General features: G+C 36.8%; 18 protein-coding genes. 10 read left to right on the plus strand and 8 right to left on the minus strand.

Annotated features, from left to right (window positions below; genetic code table 11):
- Positions 1-103: 103 nt before the first annotated feature.
- From JFU23_RS20900 to JFU23_RS20910, 3 genes are all read left to right on the plus strand, one after another.
- Positions 104-1495, plus strand: coding sequence for an MFS transporter (locus JFU23_RS20900; RefSeq protein ID WP_201032619.1), 1392 nt, complete (start codon positions 104-106; stop codon positions 1493-1495).
- A gap of 22 nt (positions 1496-1517) precedes the next feature.
- Positions 1518-2966: an MDR family MFS transporter gene (locus tag JFU23_RS20905; RefSeq protein ID WP_201032620.1), complete on the plus strand. Its 1449-nt coding sequence runs from the start codon at positions 1518-1520 to the stop codon at positions 2964-2966.
- 414 nt (positions 2967-3380) lie between these two features.
- Entirely contained in the window at positions 3381-4037 is a 657-nt protein-coding gene (locus tag JFU23_RS20910; RefSeq protein ID WP_201032621.1) for a CPBP family intramembrane glutamic endopeptidase, read from the plus strand.
- A 53-nt stretch (positions 4038-4090) separates the two neighbouring features.
- On the opposite strand, the gene helD is transcribed toward JFU23_RS20910, so the two are convergent.
- The 4 genes from helD to JFU23_RS20930 all read right to left on the minus strand — a co-directional run bounded on the left by helD (position 4091) and on the right by JFU23_RS20930 (position 9828).
- Positions 4091-6427 (minus strand): RNA polymerase recycling motor HelD, encoded by a 2337-nt coding sequence (gene helD / locus JFU23_RS20915; protein ID WP_201032622.1) that lies wholly within the window; start codon positions 6425-6427, stop codon positions 4091-4093.
- Positions 6428-6715: 288 nt separating this feature from the next.
- Positions 6716-8178 (minus strand): IS1182 family transposase gene (locus JFU23_RS20920; RefSeq protein WP_374191746.1). Its coding sequence is split into 2 segments (ribosomal slippage): positions 6716-7617 and positions 7617-8178, totalling 1464 coding nucleotides; the frame shifts between segments, so codons are not numbered across the junction.
- Positions 8179-8319: 141 nt separating this feature from the next.
- Complete coding sequence (prsA, locus tag JFU23_RS20925) at positions 8320-9186, minus strand: peptidylprolyl isomerase PrsA (protein WP_201032623.1); 867 nt, start codon at positions 9184-9186, stop codon at positions 8320-8322.
- Positions 9187-9633: 447 nt separating this feature from the next.
- The gene (locus JFU23_RS20930) at positions 9634-9828 is read right to left on the minus strand and encodes a hypothetical protein (protein ID WP_000172693.1); all 195 of its coding nucleotides are present in this window, start codon (positions 9826-9828) and stop codon (positions 9634-9636) included.
- A gap of 118 nt (positions 9829-9946) precedes the next feature.
- Here JFU23_RS20930 and JFU23_RS20935 point away from each other — a divergent pair, with 118 nt between their 5' ends.
- Entirely contained in the window at positions 9947-10282 is a 336-nt protein-coding gene (locus tag JFU23_RS20935; protein WP_002134804.1) for a DUF1878 family protein, read from the plus strand.
- Positions 10283-10287: 5 nt separating this feature from the next.
- On the opposite strand, the gene JFU23_RS20940 is transcribed toward JFU23_RS20935, so the two are convergent.
- From JFU23_RS20940 to JFU23_RS20950, 3 genes are all read right to left on the minus strand, one after another.
- Positions 10288-10845 (minus strand): HTH-type transcriptional regulator Hpr, encoded by a 558-nt coding sequence (locus tag JFU23_RS20940; protein WP_002134805.1) that lies wholly within the window; start codon positions 10843-10845, stop codon positions 10288-10290.
- Between the two features lie 299 nt (positions 10846-11144).
- Complete coding sequence (locus tag JFU23_RS20945; protein WP_002011120.1) at positions 11145-11507, minus strand: YtxH domain-containing protein; 363 nt, start codon at positions 11505-11507, stop codon at positions 11145-11147.
- 208 nt (positions 11508-11715) lie between these two features.
- The gene (locus JFU23_RS20950) at positions 11716-12150 is read right to left on the minus strand and encodes an HIT family protein (protein ID WP_097871395.1); all 435 of its coding nucleotides are present in this window, start codon (positions 12148-12150) and stop codon (positions 11716-11718) included.
- Positions 12151-12731: 581 nt separating this feature from the next.
- On the opposite strand from JFU23_RS20950, the gene ecsA reads away from it, so the two are divergent.
- The 6 genes from ecsA to JFU23_RS20980 all read left to right on the plus strand — a co-directional run bounded on the left by ecsA (position 12732) and on the right by JFU23_RS20980 (position 18389).
- Complete coding sequence (ecsA, locus tag JFU23_RS20955; RefSeq protein ID WP_001292616.1) at positions 12732-13475, plus strand: ABC transporter ATP-binding protein EcsA; 744 nt, start codon at positions 12732-12734, stop codon at positions 13473-13475.
- Positions 13468-14679, plus strand: a complete 1212-nt coding sequence (locus tag JFU23_RS20960; RefSeq protein WP_201032624.1) for an ABC transporter permease — start codon at positions 13468-13470, stop codon at positions 14677-14679. Before ecsA ends, JFU23_RS20960 begins: the two co-directional genes overlap by 8 nt.
- Positions 14680-14692: 13 nt before the next feature.
- Positions 14693-15400, plus strand: coding sequence for an ecs operon protein EcsC (gene ecsC, locus JFU23_RS20965; protein ID WP_201032625.1), 708 nt, complete (start codon positions 14693-14695; stop codon positions 15398-15400).
- 136 nt (positions 15401-15536) lie between these two features.
- Positions 15537-16274 (plus strand): (Fe-S)-binding protein, encoded by a 738-nt coding sequence (locus JFU23_RS20970; RefSeq protein WP_201032626.1) that lies wholly within the window; start codon positions 15537-15539, stop codon positions 16272-16274.
- 2 nt (positions 16275-16276) lie between these two features.
- Positions 16277-17707, plus strand: a complete 1431-nt coding sequence (locus tag JFU23_RS20975; protein ID WP_201032627.1) for a LutB/LldF family L-lactate oxidation iron-sulfur protein — start codon at positions 16277-16279, stop codon at positions 17705-17707.
- Positions 17688-18389 carry a LutC/YkgG family protein gene (locus JFU23_RS20980; RefSeq protein WP_201032628.1) on the plus strand — a complete coding sequence of 234 codons (702 nt, stop codon included), beginning with the start codon at positions 17688-17690 and terminating at the stop codon, positions 18387-18389. The genes JFU23_RS20975 and JFU23_RS20980 overlap by 20 nt, the downstream gene beginning before the upstream one ends.
- Positions 18390-18582: 193 nt before the next feature.
- On the opposite strand, the gene JFU23_RS20985 is transcribed toward JFU23_RS20980, so the two are convergent.
- On the minus strand, positions 18583-18723 hold the full coding sequence (locus JFU23_RS20985) for a sporulation protein YjcZ (RefSeq protein WP_113936597.1): 141 nt from the start codon (positions 18721-18723) through the stop codon (positions 18583-18585).
- Positions 18724-18782 lie beyond the last annotated feature (59 nt).

Below are 18782 nucleotides of genomic sequence, written 5' to 3' on the forward strand. Positions count from 1 at the left end.
AAAATGATATCCTCATTATAATAAAATAGTGAGGATATTCATTATGTTGATACTCATTTAAATTTATATAGATTTAAGTGAAAGAGAAAAGGAGGTCTACACTATGGTAGATAAATCATCACAAAACGCGGATAAATTGCTAGGAGTTTTAGTAGTTACGCTAATATTTTCGGTTATGAATGGTACGATGTTTAATGTAGCTCTTCCTGAGATAGGTAAAGAATTCAACCTTGTTCCTTCAGAGGTTAGCTGGATTATGACTAGTTATATGGTCGTTTATGCGGTTGGTTCCATCGTGATGGGAAAACTGGCGGATAAATATCGGCTAAAGGATTTGTTAACGTATGGACTACTTATTTTCGCTCTAGGTTCTTTGCTTGGCCTACTTGCTACTGAGTATTGGGTTATCATTTTGGGGCGTGTAATTCAGGCAGCGGGAGCTTCTGTTCTTCCTGCGACAGCGATGATTATTCCAGTCAGGTACTTTGCACCAGAGAAAAGAGGGCGTGCGCTTGGAACTTCAGCAGTTGGTTTAGCACTTGGTAATGCTTTAGGCCCTGTTGCTGCAGGACTAATCACAAGCTTTGGAAGCTGGAGACTCATGTTTGTTCTTTCTTTACTACCGCTTCTAACGCTTCCTTTCTTTAGGAAGTATTTAGACAATGCGAAAGGGAAGGTGGGGAGTATTGATATTCTTGGCGGAGGGCTATTAGCTGTATCAGTCACGTTCTTCTTACTTGCCATTACGCAGATGCAAGTATTGCTATTCCTAGGAGGGATTGTTACGTTAGCTTTCTTCATTCTTCGGATTAGAAAAGCTACGGAACCTTTTATTAAACCGACTCTGTTTAAAAATAAGAACTTTTCGATTGGGTTGCTCATTGCTTTTATGACGACAGCAATGAGCTTTAGCATGACATTCATGACGCCGCAATTTCTATCGGCAGTAAATGGATTGACTCCTTCGAATATTGGCTTTGTTTTAGTTCCAGCTGCAATTGCTTCCGCAATTATGGGAAGAAAGGGAGGAAGGTTGGCTGACACTCGGGGCAACTTTGCGCTCGTTTTTATTGCCTCGGTATTCATATTCCTTGCTTTCTCATTATTATCTACTTTTATTGGGACCTCAGCTTTTGTCATTGCATTGATTTTAATTTTCGGAAATGTAGGACAGACTTTTATGCAGATTTCGATGTCTAATACTATTTCACAAACACTGTCAAAGGAGGAGACAGGTGTTGGAATGGGATTACTGTCGATGATTAATTTTATATCTGGTGCGATGGCCATGAGTGTAGTAGGGAAATTGCTTGACGGTGGTTCTACTTCACTGCAATTCAATCCTTTTATTGCAAATCACGCTGCAAATATGTATAGTAATATTTTTGCCGTCATGTCACTCTTGATCATAATTGTAGTTGTGCTGTACCGCCTTCAATTTGGTAGGGGTGCTTCTACGTTAAATATGACTAGCAAAGGTAATAAAAACTTATAAAAGAATACAAGGAGGTTTATGTATGAATGCTCAAACTGCGTCTGTTTCTTCGCAGTCAAGGGAGTTTGACAATGTGAAAAAACTCCCAATTTTAATATCGATGATAATTGGAGCTTTTTTTACCATTTTGAATGAAACATTATTGAACGTTGCTTTTCCGCAATTGATGATTGAGTTGAATGTAACACCATCGACTCTTCAATGGCTTTCAACAGGGTACATGCTTGTAGTTGCTGTACTAATTCCAGCTTCTGCTTTATTAGTACAATGGTTTACAACGAGACAAGTATTCATAGGTGCTATGGTAGTCTTTACTTTAGGTACACTTGTAAGTGCAATTGCGCCTGGGTTTTCCATACTATTGATTGGTCGCTTGTTACAAGCCGCGGGTACGGGATTAATGATGCCCGTATTAATGAATACGATTCTCCTTCTATATCCTCCAGAGAAGAGAGGAGCGGCAATGGGGAGTATTGGGCTTGTTATAATGTTTGCTCCTGCCATTGGACCAACGCTTTCAGGCATTATTCTTGAAACATTGAACTGGAGATGGCTATTTTATATCGTCCTTCCATTTGCGATTTTTTCCATCATTTTTGCGTTTATCTATTTAAAGAATGTCTCTGAACCTACTAAACCAAAAGTAGATGTGTTATCCATTCTTTTATCTACAATTGGATTTGGCGGGATTGTTTATGGATTTAGTAGCTCAGGTGAGGGATGGGATAGTTTCCAGGTGTATGGAATAATCTTAATTGGTCTCGTAGCAATTTTCTTCTTCGTATTGCGTCAATTGAAATTGAAAGAGCCATTACTAGATCTTAGTGCATTCAAGTATCCGATGTTTACTCTAACTACAATTTTATTGACGATAATGATGATGACGATGTTCTCCACAATGACGTTACTACCATTTCTATTTCAAGGTGCTTTAGGCTTAACCGTCTATGCAACTGGTCTTATCATGCTTCCAGGTAGTCTATTGAATGGTATGCTTTCCCCAGTTTCAGGGAAGCTCTTTGACCGATTTGGCCCAAGAGCGCTTATTATTCCTGGGACGATATTATTAGCAGGTGTGATGTGGTTCTTTACACAGGTGACGACAGATACGTCTAAGATAACTTTCATCATATTACATGTCAGTATGATGGTAGCCATTTCAATGATCATGATGCCAGCGCAAACGAATGGTTTGAACCAACTTCCGCGTAAATTTTATCCTCACGGAACAGCTATTTTGAATACCTTATCGCAAGTGGCGGGTGCGATAGGAGTTGCTTTCTTTATCAGTATTATGACTTCCGGACAAAAGAAATATTTGGATAAATCTCTAAATCCAACTGACCCAGCTCAATTGACTGAAGCGATGGTTTCAGGCGTGCATAACGCTTTTACGATTGGATTTGGTTTGGCACTACTTGCAGTCGTTGTAGCTTTGTTTATAAAACGTTCGCAGACCCCGGAAAATTAAGGAGTTTGAAGTGAAAAGGGTATGCTGAGGGTTGCTCTATTTACTTGAAAGAAACTATTAATTAGGTTGTTAGATTTTCTTGATTCAACTTTATGGGTATCGTGTTAAGTATATATCGCGTAAAAATCTTTCATTTAGAATGAAAAAATAATTTGATGATTTGAAGTGAATCCTGAAAACGGGGCGCATATCAAAACACCTAAACCATCCGTTCTCTATATTCTTTAGGGGATAGGTGGTTTTATTTTTCTTGAATTAGCACAGCTTTTTTATACCTATAATGTAACGGTTCTAACTTAGCGATAAAATTCATAATATCTTCAAAATTCTCCCATTCAGTCTCCGGATTGATAGTAGGTAATCGTGCTATAATATATTCGCAATTAACGAAATAATAAGAAAGAAGGGCTTATTGTGGAAACAAAGCTTTTAGAAACAGAGAAGAAAATTGATTCGAAATCTCTTTTAGCTTTGGGGTTATTGATGATTACCGGGATTGCATATCAATTATTAGGAAGTGTTTTGGGAGGTACTATACCACATTTATTAGGAATGATTCTTGAAGCTTCATGGAATCTTGTATTATGTGGAATTATTGGATACTATTTTTTAGGGAAAATATCGTTAGAGCAATTTAAACATTTTAAATTTAAGACATTACTTTGGGGTTTACCTTTAGTAGTTATCGTAGGTGTAATTTCCGGCGCTATATTTAATTACATTTTTGAACCAGCAACTAAAAATTCTGTTGCAGAAGTAATAAGTATTTCTATGATTTTATTCCGTGTACCATTTATGCTAATGGGCGAAGAGTTGCTTTGTACCAATGTAATTATTGCATTACAAAAATTAGGGTTGAAATTTGGCACGGCATCAATCATATGTAGTGTCTTGTTCGCTTTGTGGCATATTCCAGCTTATGGTTTCGTGCCAATGCAGTTATTAATAACTATAATTCCAATTAGATTGGCACTAAATTATGTATGGAAAAAATCCAATAGTGTTTGGGTAAGTTGGATTTGCCATTATATTTATGATAGTTTAGCATTCATACAATTTTTTCTGAAATGATATATTCTATTTTAAAGGTGTAAATCTTGCATAAAAAAACACCTTGATAAAAATCAAGGTGTTTTCGTTATACATTTAAAACTCTCCGTATCAGCCCCTGTTACAAAAGGACTAACCTCACCAACGCTATAAAGCTGCAATTCATGCATTGCGCGTGTACAAGCAGTGTAGAACAATCTACGTAGGCTCTCATCGCTGTACACATCTTTAGAAGCATCGTAAATAATAACAGCATCAAATTCGATACCCTTCGCTAAATAAGCAGGGATAACGACGATGCCTTGCTCATACTCGGCTGAGTTACTTTTCACAAGTTTAATATTCTCGATATGACTGAGTGCCTCGTATGCAGCGGCACTTTCAGCCGCGGATTTACATATAATTGCGATCGTATTGTGCTGTTGTTTTTGTAGTTCAGCAACTTTGGAAGTGATACGCTCATGCAGCTCACTGTAATCCGAAACTTTAGTTACTGTAGGCTTTTCACCGTCACGTTCAAATGCATTAATGTTCTTTCCTTCAGGTACGAGGTCCCGTGTAAATTCAATTATCGGTTTTGTTGAACGATAGCTACGAGTTAAGTTAATGCCGTTCGTTTCATCTGGTCCGTATAAGCTAGTAAGTGTATTGAAATTCACTGCTTCACTCGCATGGGCAAATATTGCTTGGTTAAAGTCTCCGAGCACTGTCATTTTTGCGGCAGGGAAGAGACGTTTTAAAAACTCGAACTGAAACGGAGAATAATCTTGTGCTTCGTCTACGAGTACGTGTTTAATTGATCTGTTCGTTTGGAAGCCTTCAATTAATTCTTTTAAAAGTAAAAATGGAGTCGCATCCTCGTAATGTAGCTTTCCTTCATCAAGCATGTTCACAGTTAATGAGCAAATTTTGTCCCATTCTTTAGGCTTTTCTCCAGTAACCCATGATGCATCTGTGAAGAGTTGTTTATATATTCCTGTGAAATTGATGAAGCGCAATGTTTGAACGCCTTTACGCAACGGTTTTAATTTTTTGCGGACAATCATACGTCCAAGTACTTTCGTTTCTTTCTCATAATCATTAAAGGAGTTGTCATCAAACTCGCCTTTTTTCTGTAAGTATTTATAAGCTTTTTGATACTCATCTTTACTAAGTAGTTCAATTTCTTCTTCTACCCAAGGCTTTTTCAGTTCTGTTTTTTCAATTGTGTCTATTTGTTTGTTTAGCCAATCCGTTAACTTCTCAATTCGATTATGGAAGTGGAGGGAGGAATCAGTATTATAAAATTGCTCTGTAATTTCTTTAGCAGAGGCAATCAATTTCCCTCTAAATTTCATTCCTCTAAATAGCATGCCTGAAGATTCAAGAGATTGTCTGTACGCTCTAATCATCTCGAAAAATTGAGTAGATGCTTTAAATCGAATGCTCGCATTTCGAGTTTTATAATTTGCGCTATTCGTTTCAGTTAGCATATATTCTAATTGCTCGTAAGGATCCTCAACATCAAATGACTTACTTAGTCTATGGTTTAAATATTCTTGGAATGTAACTTGCTGCATATTTTCTTCACCGAGTTCTGGCAGTACGTTAGATACGTAGCTGTTGAACATGGAGTTAGGGGAGAAGAGAATGATTTGATCTGCTTTTAGCCATTCGCGATATTTATATAGTAAATAGGCGATTCGCTGCAGGGCAGCTGACGTTTTACCGCTACCAGCAGCTCCTTGCACGATAAGTAGTCGCCCTTCATCGTGACGGATAATTTCATTTTGTTCGCGCTGGATAGTAGCAACGATACTTTGCATATGTTTGTTTGTTCCTTTTCCGAGCGCTTGTTGCAGAATTTCATCTCCAATTGTGAGGCTCGTATCGAACATAGAATCAATCTCGCCATTCTGAATAATATATTGTAATTTTTTCTCCACATTGCCGTGGATTACGCCTCCTGGTGTACTGTACTCAGCCGGTCCTGGTGGATAATCGTAGTAAACACTTGAAATAGGTGCGCGCCAATCGTATATAAGAAAGTTTTCTCCGCTTGCATCAGTAAGTGTAGCTACGCCGATATAAATTTTCTCCGCAGCAGATTCTCCTTCTTCTTTGAAATCAATTCGTCCGAAATAAGGTGCTTTATGCATGCGTCTTAATGCGGCAAGTCGATTAAAGGTGTGCTTATGGGTAATTTGTGTGACAGCTAGTGATTGAGCTTGTTGTCTTAAGTTGATAACTGTTTCAAGATAATCATCAAAAGTATCAGTATTCACTTTCACGTCATCCCAAAAGTGTTTACGAATATGGATTACTTCCGCCCGGCGTCTGCCAGTTTCGTTTTCCAGTTTATCAATTTGCTCCGTAATCGTTTCTATTACGGTATCCAATCGTTTTTGCTCTTGATCAAGTTTTTTGTTCATACGTAAGCACTCCTTTAAAAGTGAAAAATAGAGGTTGACTGAAGATGTGTTTTGGTGTACAATTAAGATACGGATAAATACATTCTTTTGTTTTTTAGTGAATGCGTTTCTGTACTAATTTACCATAGTTTTTTAATTTAATCAATGATAATAAGATAAACCTTGGTTTCGTGTTGCACGAAACCAAGGTTTTTTTGTGTTGAATGGAGTAAGGTGAGGGAGTATATCGATTTATCGGTAAAAAACTACTACAAAATAAAAAAAGCTTGGGGCTACCCAAGCTTTTTTTCAGAGTGTTGGGAAACCCTTTAGGGTTCCCAACACTCTGGAATCTTTTTTGATTTTAGCGAAAGAAAACAACAAAAAATAGTAGAATTTAGAAAAATAGCCCTCCACCAACCCCTTTTTGGTTAGATGGAGGGCTATTTTTTTCATGTTTTGACAAGCGGCGGTGAGGTAAGCCTGCATTTGGACAGATTTCAGCCCTCGAAACCGAGCATATCGATAGCCATGTAGTTCTTTTGCATCCGCAAAGCTTCGCTCTATAGTTGAACATCGTACTTTATACAACTTTTTCCCTGTAGCTGTTAGTTTGTTTTTTCTAGCGATATCTTTATATTTCTCCCATATATGATGGGTGATAACTTTTTGTTTTTGTTTCTTTGAAAAGCATACCTCACGTAGCGGACAAACAGCGCAGTCTTCTGGATTCGATTTATATTGACGATATCCTTCGCGATCCGTTGTCGCATATTCTAAAATACATCCCATCGGACAAGCAAATGCATTCATTTCTTCTGCATATTTAAATTGGCTTTTCGGTACTTCTTTATTTCTCTTTCCAAATCGGCGATACCCCATCACCATAAATATATTTCTTTCTGATAACTTCTTACAGATATATCCTGTAAAATAGCCTGCATCAAGAGCTACAGCTTCCACTTCAAATCCGAATTTATCAACTTGAGCTTGTAGACGTGCTAAATACGGCTCGGAATCTGCCATATTTCCAGCCGTTATATAGGTATCTGTAATAATATTGTACTTCGCATCAGTCGTACGATGATCTAAAAAATGAAAACCGTTCGGTTTTCCATCTCTCATTAAAAATCCACTATCTGGATCCGTTGTACTTATCCGAGTTTTTTTAGTAGGGGTATCACTTTCCTTTCTAGGTTTTAATTCTTTTTTCCGTGCGCCTCACGATCTTCGATTACCGCAGCTTCTAGTTCATCTATATAGAACTTTGCCTTTTCTTTTTTATATTTATGTACAAATTTATTTTTATTGGCATTGGCCTTAATGTGTGTGGAATCTGTCATCAACGCACGTCCTCCTACCATACGGCGCTCCGTCGCTTGTCTCACAATCTCATCAAAAATTTCTTCGAAAATATTTGTATGAACGAAACGAGTACGGCGATTACAACTGATTGTAGAATGATCTGGAATTGTATCTGATAGAGAGAACCCTAAAAACCAACGGTAGGCAATGTTCGTTTTAATCTCCTTTTCCAATTGACGCTCAGAACGAATACCATAAAAATATCCAATAAACATCATCTTAAATAAAACGATAGGATGGATTGACGGACGGCCATTGTTTTCACAATAATAAGGGCGTAACTTCTCCTCAATAAAATCAAAACTAATTGTCGCTTCAATCGCACGAAGGAAATGATCTTGTGGAACCAATTCTTCTACAGAAACAGATACACGCTCGTCGCGATGATTTTTTAAAGCACCCATCATAAGAAATCTCTCCTTTTCCTCTTTTTTATCAGTGTTGACACATAAAAAGAGGTTCAGACACAAAAATAGGCTGTGGAGAAGGCTTTCTCCACAGCCTGAAAATAAAAAAAGCTTGGGGCTACCCAAGCTTTTTTTATTTCATTATTTCTTTTCTTCTTTTTTATCGTCAGCTTTTTTCTCTTCGAAAAGATCTTTCAAATCTTTATCGTCAACTTTTACGTCAGCTTTTTTGATTTCTTTCATCATAAGATCGTTCATGAATTCGCCGTCTTGTGCTTTCTTCGCAACTAACTCTTTTTTCAGGTCAGCTTTTGATTGCTCAAATGATTTTTCTGGTTCTTTAATGTCTGTTACTTTAATGATATGGTAACCAAATTGTGTTTTTACAGGCTCGCTTACTTCATCTTTTTTCAGTTTATAAGCAGCATCTTCGAATTCTTTAACCATTTTACCATGTTCGAAGAATCCTAAGTCGCCACCTTTTTCTTTTGAAGCAGTATCTTCAGAGTATTGTTTCGCTAACTCTTCGAAAGATTTACCTTGTCCAAGTTCTTCTTTAACCTTTTTAGCAGTCGCTTCATCTTTTACAAGAATGTGGCTTGCCTTAACTTGAGGCTTGTAGTTATCTTTTAATTCTTTATCAGTGATTGTTTTCTCGATAGCTTGTTCTTGAGCTAATGAAGCGCGAACGCCATTTTTAACTGTTTCTTCTTTAAGGCCTTGTTGTTTCATTAGTGTATCGAATTGGTCACCGACTTGCTTTTTCATTTCATCGAACTTTTTGTCTACTTCTTTTTCATCGACTTTGTAGTTTTTAATAAGTACTTTTTCCATAACCATGTTATTTAGTACTTGTTTACCAGCTTGTGTCTTCATTTGATTGTAGAACTCTTCTTTAGTGATGTCACCAGCTTTAGATGTAACAATTTTGTCTGATGATGATGGTGTTCCACATGCTGATAATGCGATTACACTTGTTGCGGCTAAGGCAAGCATAGCTTTCTTCATTCAATAAACACTCCTACTATTATGTATTTTTAATTTATCCCATACGAATGAAGAAACGCCTTATGATAGGTTATTTTCGTTCATAAGAACCTGATTAAGTCTCACTGATGTCTTTGCTTTTTTTATATGTAAAAGCACGCTTAACAGGGCTTACCGAGGCTTTAGGATAAAGTTTAGATGCGTGTCGTTTATTTCATAGTATAAGCAATATGTACAAAATTTAATATATCATATTTCGACGGGTTTTCCTATTGATAAAGAAATTTTAACCAGTTTGTGTCAGATTTTGAAAGGGTACCATATTGGGCGGATGTCGCATATACAGAAAAGAGGAGGGGATGGGGGATGAATTCAAAACTTATTTTATTACTTGTACTGTTTATTTTATTAGTTATAGTAGGTATAATTTGCTTATAGAGGAAAAAAATGAGGAAGGGGCTTCCTTCCTCACTTTCCATGAAATATAATTTCTACATAACTAGAAATTAATAGAATGGTAATACATACATTAATAACTCGAAAGACACCGGGCTGGCGGCTCGCAGATATTTGTTTTCGCTCACACAGTGTATGTGTCATGAAATTCGTGTAAAATATAACAAGAAGTGCGAATGCAACAAAAACAACGGTTATAAGAGTCATGAGGCGAGACCTCCTTTTGGCTAAAATACATATACTTTATATATTGTATCATACGATATTTTGTTCGTGTTACAAAATTCAGAAATAGAAGACTTTGTGTTAGGAAGCGAGGGAGAAAATGGACGTTGTAAGAAGACTAGAACAAGCTGAATACTACGTAGACCTACTATTTAAAATGATTGATGAAGAAAAGTGTCCATTTTATTCTTTAATCATAAAGAAAAAAGCTCGTAAAAAAGACATTGAACGTATACTAAAACTTTGTGAAAAACTGAACGAACAATATGTAGTGGAGAAAGCAGAAGGCCTTCTATTGTTTGATGCGCTATTAGATCAATTTGAAAAAGCGCTTCCACATCAGCTCGAAGTACACGAAACTGCGGAAGCGCTAGCAAAACAAGGTTTATTTAAGCCGCTTATGAATGAATTCTTAAGCATGATTGCGAAAAAATAAATAGATTATTTCTTAACTAACTTTTGATCAGATTCCGTAAAGTTCTCCTCAATATCTTCTAATGATTTCTCAAAAATATCGATGAAGTCTTGTCCGTAAATATTACGCAGGATTGCAATCAGTTCGATATTTTCTGGGAACTTACCGTAAAAATTACGAAGTTCAAGTGCTCCATTAAAAACAGAATTATTTTCAGGATCATACTCCTCCATTAAGCGAAGCAGTAATTCTTCCCCTTTGTCTGTAATTTCAATGTACGTATTTCGTTTATCATCTTCTTTTTTTGAGAATATAAGATAGCCGCGTTCTTCAAGCTTTTTAGAGAAGTTAAACGCCGTTGATACGTGCATAACTCCAAACTTAGCAATCTCAGAAATAGAAGCCCCTTTTAAATGATAAGCGATGGTTAAAATGTGATGCTCATTAATGTTTAAATCGTAAGGTTTAATCCATTGTTGCCAATCTTTCTCTACGCATTTCCATAACGCTTTCGATAATTGAGCAATACGTTGGCTGAAAATCATCGCTTCTTTTACCGAGTAATTTTTTTCTCCACTTTTCATTTACTCACCCACTTTAACATTCTTTTTTCATTATTATCTATTATGCCAGTAAAATAAAAATTAATAAAGTCTTTTTGTGAGAATTGTGAAAATTTTTCGGAAAAATAACATTCTATACAAATCATGCATAACTATGGAAGCGTTTTATGAGTCGAGAATACATGTGTTGTCTTTACATGTTAAGGGATAACATATATTGTAAATGCATAAAAACACGGCATATCTATGTGATATGCCGTGTTAAGGTCAATTTGTATGAAAAATATTTGTTATATGCAAAAAACTAAGCAGGAATATGTTTACGCTTTTTCTGGAACGGCTTCTTGTAGTTTCTCAATTGACTTTTGAATGTCTAAAATTTCTTTTTCAATATGTCGTTTGTTTTGAGAAATATCTTGTTTCCAGTTAGAAAGCGTGTCATGCATATCGTCTTTTAGTTCTTGGAATACTTCTTTACCTTCTGAAGCAGTTTCAACGATTTGACGCTTTAATAACTTCGTATCAGCTGTAATATCAGCCAATGTCTTTTTAATATCAGTTCCTTTTTCTTTCAGCTTACCGCGCATAGCTTTACCAGAAGAAGGAGTTGAGAAAAGAACGGCTAGTCCAGCAACTGCTCCGCCGCAAAGTACACCTGTAATAAAGGATTTAGCTTTTGACATAAAAGGAAACCTCCTTATTTTTCGTTCGTATTCATGATGTATAAAAGTGTGCATACCTTTAAGACAAGGGGAAGAAAAGTGAGCTTTTCTCTCTTGTACATGCTATGCACAAAAAATCATACCCCCGGCATTTTTTGTGAAGAAAGAAGCCATACAATAAATGCCAGAGGAATCGGCTTATTATGTATTACTTCTTATTATAGTGGCACTATTTCACACTATTTGCAATTGTACTTGCGATGTTTTGTAAATTTTCCATTGTGTATTCATTTTGGTGTGATTTCCAAACAGCACCGAAACCATCGTTTTCACCGTAGCGTGGAATTAAATGAAGGTGGAAGTGGAATACAGTTTGTCCAGCTTTCTCGCCGTTATTGTTAAGTAGGTTGAAACCAACTGGATTAAATTCTGCTTTCATTGCATTTGCGATTTTTGGAACGACAGCAAAAATATGTGATGCGATTTCTGGCGTTAACGCAAAAATGTCTTGTTTGTGTATTTTCGGAATAACAAGAGTATGTCCTTTTGTTACTTGACTAATATCTAAAAATGCAAGTACATGCTCATCTTCGTATACTTTTGAGCAAGGGATTTGCCCGTCAATGATTTTACAAAAAATACAATTGTCCGCTGTATGATTCATCGATCTCATCCTTTCAAATAGTCTTAGCCGTATTTTACCATAATTACATAGGAGAACAAACACGAAAAACAGGAAGCTGACTCAGCTTCCTGTTTTCTGAAGAGGGATTGAAAAAGCATTTTTTATAATTTACGGTTCGCAGACACCTCATTTATATAAGAAATGCACGGTAAATCGGCTAAAGTTTCTGCCGTAGACACCCCATTTTCAAGTGAAATGAATTGCAATCTTTTTTTAAAATGAAATTGTTTATTTTTTAAAACAGTATATGCTCTTTCGGAGACACCCCGTTTCGAAAATGAAACAAATTATCTGGTTATGTGTAAATTTCATTGTCCAACTTGGACACCCCATTTCATGATGACTTCACTATGTTGTTGTACTCATCAATTGGTGGTTGCTTTTTCAATGTGTTCCTTCTTCACTAATTATGATGTCCGCTTTCGTAAAAATATATGCCAAGAAATTAAAATTTTTTTTTGAAGGCATCGATACTATGTAGTGCACCATGATTTTTGGTAAGATGAATATATACATTTCTTACAAAAGTGAATGAATATAAATGAAGAAAGTGGTGTCGTATGAGCGAGTTATTGCGTGTAGAAAATGTTACAGGAGGATATACGAAACGACCTGTACTGCAAAATGTTTCGTTCTCTGTTAATAAAGGCGAACTTGTCGGCTTAATCGGTTTAAATGGAGCTGGGAAAAGTACGACAATTAAACATATCATCGGTTTAATGGAGCCGAAAAAAGGGACTGTCACAATTAATGGGAAAACAATTCGTGATGATATGACAGCGTACCGTTCTAGTTTCTCCTTCATTCCAGAAACGCCAGTATTATATGATGAGTTAACGTTAGAAGAGCATTTGAAATTAACAGCGATGGCGTACGGTGTAGATGAAAAACAATATGAAGAACGCGTAGGACAACTATTACAAGAGTTTCGCATGAAAAATCGCTTAAAATGGTTTCCGTCTCATTTCTCAAAAGGGATGAAACAAAAAGTGATGATTATGAGTGCATTTTTAGTTGAACCATCACTTTACATTGTGGACGAACCTTTCGTTGGGCTTGATCCTTTAGCGATTCAATCACTTCTTCAAATGATGGATCAAATGAAAAAGAGTGGTGCGGGCATCTTAATGAGTACACATATTTTAGCGACAGCAGAGCGCTATTGTGATTCATTCATTATTTTGCATCAAGGTGAAGTGAGAGCGATGGGAACATTATCAGAACTTCAATCCGGGTTTAATATGCCTGGTGCAACGCTTGATGATATTTATATTGCGTTAACGAAGGAAGAAGATTATGAATAGCACAGCGTTATGGAAAGAACGATTTCGGCACTTTCTAAAAGAAGTTCGTACATATAGTAAATACGTATTTAATGATCATTTGAAGTTTATTTTCGTATTTATCATCGGCGCAGGAGCGTATTATTACCAGCAATGGTTACAAACGTTAACACCTTCGTTTCCGACAGCGATTGTTATGGCAGTCTTACTTGGCCTCGTATTAACAGCTGGGTCAGTCCAAACGTTATTAAAAGAAGCAGATCTCGTGTATTTGCTTCCAGTTGAAGAAAAGTTAAAGCCTTACTTTACGAAGGCATTTCTCTTTACGTTTATGATTCAGTTATACATAATCGCAATGGTAGCCGCTGCGCTTGCTCCGTTATACTTCCAGCAAATGAAACAAACAGGTGCCAATTACATATGGATTGTAATCGCGTTTGTCATTGTAAAAGCGTGGAATTTATTCGTAGCGTGGGAAAAATCATTTTTAACAGATCAAGATGTACAAAGAGCGGATTGGTTTATTCGTTTTATTTTAAACGGCTTATTTGTGTACGTCCTTGTAGAACGTACTTCAGTCATTTTTACCGGTGTGATTGTCTTTTTAATGGCGCTATACCTTGCTGTTATGCATCAAAAGGTGAAGGGAAAGCCGCTGAACTGGGAGTATTTAATTTCTGAAGAAGGTAAAAAAATGATGCTGCTGTACCGCATTGCGAATATGTTCGTTGATGTACCAGCGTTAAAAGAGAGAGTATCACGTAGGAAATGGCTTGATTTCATTCTTTCGATGATCGGTGAGAAACGTACATATTTATACTTATATACGAGAACATTTTTAAGATCGGGTAACTATTTCGGATTATATATGCGTTTACTCGTTCTTGGGGGAATTATTCTTTACTTTATCCCATTTTTATATGGACGTTTTATCGTAAGCCTTGTTTTCTTATACTTAATCGGCTACCAGCTCTTAACCCTTTGGAAACATCACCGTATGAAAGTTTGGCTGGATTTATATCCGGTAGGGGGAGACGAGAAGAAGAGAGATTTCCTTACTTTATTAAATGCGATTCTTATCATTGGTAGCGTTGTATTTACAATTATATTTGCACTTGCGACGAAAGATTTCATAATGACCGGCATTTTATTTGTCGTAAGCATATTATTTAGTATTGGTTTCGTTTATCAATACGGTGCGAAACGCATTGAGCGTTTAAACTGAAAGGAATGAACCTATGATTACATATGAAGAGAAGGTTATAAAAGAATTGGAGCAGTGGAAAGCTACATTCATGAAAGATTCTTCTATGATGACACGGTTCTCTAAAAAAGTGCAGGTGAAAGTGCAGCAACTAGTACCCGCGAAAGTACAAAAGGTACTAACAGAAACGATTCGGATGATGGTACAAACAATTAGTGCTGGATCAAACTTCATAAAACCGAAGCTAAAAGAAACGAACTGGTCACTGCAAAGAAGAGATGATGAAGTACGTAAAAAAATGGATGAGTACAAAAAAGTCGCAGCGGCAGAAGGGGCAGGAACAGGAGCAGGTGGTATTCTCCTTGGCCTTGCCGATTTCCCGTTATTACTTACTATTAAAATAAAATTTTTATTTGATGCAGCAACATTGTACGGATTTGATACGAGTAAAAAAGAAGAACGTCTTTTTATTCTTCACGTTTTCCAACTTGCTTTTTCAAGTGACAATCACCGAAAAGAAGTATGGAAAGCGATTGAAACGTGGGATACAGAAGAAGAAAATCATATGGACTGGGAAAAGTTCCAAACAGAATACCGAGACTATATCGATTTAGCAAAAATGCTTCAACTCGTTCCAATCATCGGTGCCCCAGTCGGCGCATATGCGAATTATCAATTGTTGCAAAGGCTTGGGGAAGTGACGATGAATTGTTATCGTATGCGCTTGCTTAATAGAAATTAATTTGTTTTACAAAAAGCATCCTAAATTACACATTTAGGATGCTTTTTTTATTTTTATTCATATTTTTAATTTTTTTACCAATAATATACAAATAAAGTTACTTGAGCTTACTTTACTGTATTTAGGGGTGCAAAATATGAAAGTATCAATATTTATTACTTGTGTTGCAGATGTTTTTTATCCAGAAGTAGGGAAAGATGTTGTGGAAATTCTTGAAGATTTAGGGTGTGAAGTTGATTTTCCTAAAAATCAAACTTGCTGCGGACAACCCGCTTATAATAGCGGGTATGTTAAAGAAACAAAAACAGCTGCAAAACATATGATTGAAGCCTTCTCCAGTTCAGAATATGTTGTGGCACCATCGGGCTCTTGCGCTATGATGGTTCACGAGTTTTCTAGCTTGTTTTCTGAAAGTGAAGCGGATTGGAAGAAAAAAGCTACTGAACTTGGAAATAAAACATATGAATTCACACAATTTCTTGTGGAAGTATTAGGGAAAGAAGACTTAGGTGCAGAGCTTCATAAAAAAGCAACGGTTCATACATCTTGTCATATGAGCCGATTAATGGGGATTAAGGAACCGCCGCAAAAACTATTAAAGTGTGTAAAGGGACTGGAAGTTGTTTCATTGCCGCATAATTATGATTGTTGCGGATTTGGAGGGACATTCTCGGTGAAAATGCCAGAAATTTCTGAGCAAATGGTTGAGGAAAAAGTAAAGCATATTATGGAAACCGGTGCGGAAGTGTTAATTGGGATGGATTGTAGCTGCTTAATGAATATAAAAGGACGTTTAACACGCAATGGTTATTCAATTGATGTAAAACATATTGCTCAAGTATTAAATGAAGATCGAAAACAAGGGGGGATATAGAGATGGGAATGAAAATTTGGAACGATCCCTTTCATAAGCGTACTAAAACAGGCATTGGGGATCAATTTATGCGACAGGCTGTCAGGAAAGCGCAAGATGGTCTTAGAATCAAGAAATTAAAAGCTACTGAGAGTCTTGGGAATTGGGAGGAATGGCGAGCTTTAGGAGAAGAAATTCGAAAACATACATTAGAAAACCTTGATTATTATTTATATGAGCTGAGTGAAAATATTGAAAAAAACGGTGGTTTTGTTTATTTTGCAAAGACTGCAGAAGATGCAAGGGAATATGTAAAAGAGATTGTAAAAAAGAAAAATGCGAAAAAAATTGTGAAATCAAAATCGATGGTAACAGAAGAGATTAGTTTAAATGAAGCGATTGAAGAAGCTGGAGCAGAAGTATTAGAAACAGATCTTGCTGAATTTATTCTACAAGTGAATGACCACGATCCTCCCTCGCATATTGTTGTTCCATGCCTTCACAAAGATAAAGAACACATTTGTGAAATATTTAAAACAAAATTAAATTACACTGGAACATCTGATCCTACGGAAATGGCGAGGTTTGTAAGATCGTATTTACGGGATGATTTTTTTGCAGCGGATATAGGAGTGACTGGATGTAACTTTGCTGTTGCAGATTCGGGATCAATTTCTATCGTAGCAAACGAAGGAAATGCAAGACTTACTACGACACTTCCGAAAACGTTGATTACAGTTATGGGGATGGAACGTATTGTTCCGACATGGGAAGAGCTTGATGTTTTAGTAACACTTCTATGCCGAAGTTCTGTAGGACAAAAGTTAACAAGTTATATTACAGGATTAACTGAGCCTGGCGGAACAGATGGACCTGAGGAATTTCATTTAGTCATTGTTGATAATGGCCGTTCCGATATTGTAGGAACAGAATTCCAAAGTGTCCTTCAGTGCATTCGTTGCGCGGCATGTATTAATGTGTGTCCTGTATACAGGCATATTGGTGGACATGCATATGGCTCTATTTATCCAGGACCAATTGGAGCTGTGTTGACACCGCTTTTAGGGGGATATGATGAATATAAGGATTTACCTTACGCATCTAGCCTTTGTGGTGCTTGTACAGAAGCGTGTCCAGTGAAAATCCCGTTACATGACTTATTAATTAAACATCGCAGCCGCATTGTAGAAGAAAAACGATCACCTGTAGCTTGGAACGTGGCTATGAAAGGTTTTGAAAAAGCGGTGAAGAGTCCTAGACTATTTTCTTTTGCAGCGAAGAGCGCTCCGTATGCATTAAAACCTCTTGCAAAAGGGGATAAGATCGAGCGCGGCATTGGGCCGTTAAAAGCTTGGACGGATGCGAGAGATTTTCCAGTTCCGAAAAAACAACCGTTTCGAGAGTGGTTTGAAAAACACGAAAAGGAGAACAATGATGGCCATCCAAAATCGTGAGGAATTTTTACTCCAGTTATCAGAAAAGCTTGGTAGGAAACGTCCAGAAGTAGTGAAAAAACCGAACTGGTCTTTTTCCCCGCAGTGGGATGTTTTTGACGGACTGGCGCAAGATGAACTTGTATTAAAGTTAATAGAGCACTGCGAAGTCATTCATACAGAAGTAAAGCGAACAACAAAGGAAAATCTTGTTGAAACATTGGGGTCTTTTATAAAAGATTGGAATATCAAATCTGTTATATGTTCGAATGATGAGCGCTTTAATGAGTATGGTCTTACGCCATGTTTCAGCAATGAAGGAACAACACATTTTCGTACATGGGGATTAGATCATAAAGAAGAGGACATAAAATTTGCGAAAGCTGCTGACCTTGGCATTACGTTCAGTGATATGACTCTAGCGGAATCAGGAACCGTTGTACTATTTAATGACGGGTTAAAAGGAAGACATGTGAGTCTTCTTCCAGAGTCATACATTGCAATCGTTCCTAAAAGTACGATCGTACCAAGGTTAACCCAAGCTACAAAACTGATTCATAATCAAAGTAAAGAGGGAGAAAACTTGCCGGCTTGTGTGAACTTCGTTTCTGGTCCGTCAAATAGTGCGGATATTGAAATGAACCTTGTCGTAGGTGTGCATGGGCCAATTAGAACAGCGTATATTATTGTGGATGATCAATAATGATTTACGTGTGCGAGTTGGAAATATAGATGAAGCATTATAAGAATACTGAAAATAGAAAGCGCTGGCTGTTAAATATAACCGGGGCTTTCTATTTTGTGTGCCCTTACTCGTGAAGAAACCTTAAGAAGGAAAATTTTAATCTCTGTTTCAGTTTTCTACGCTACTATAACTAACTGAATTGTGTCTTTTCTTAGAAGCTAAACACACTATAACTAGCTCCAATTATAATGAATACGATAAAGAGCAGAATGATTAATAAAAGCCCACTACTACCGCTCTTACCATCTTTGCCATCTTCACCGCCGCTACCACCTTTACCGCCAGATCCCATATGAAAATCCTCCTTATCGTTATACATTGTTTTTACTTTATATTTTTCTAGGTTCATCA

It is taken from the genome of Bacillus sp. TH50 (genome assembly GCF_016650565.1).
Classification (GTDB): Bacteria; Bacillota; Bacilli; order Bacillales; family Bacillaceae_G; genus Bacillus_A; species Bacillus_A mycoides.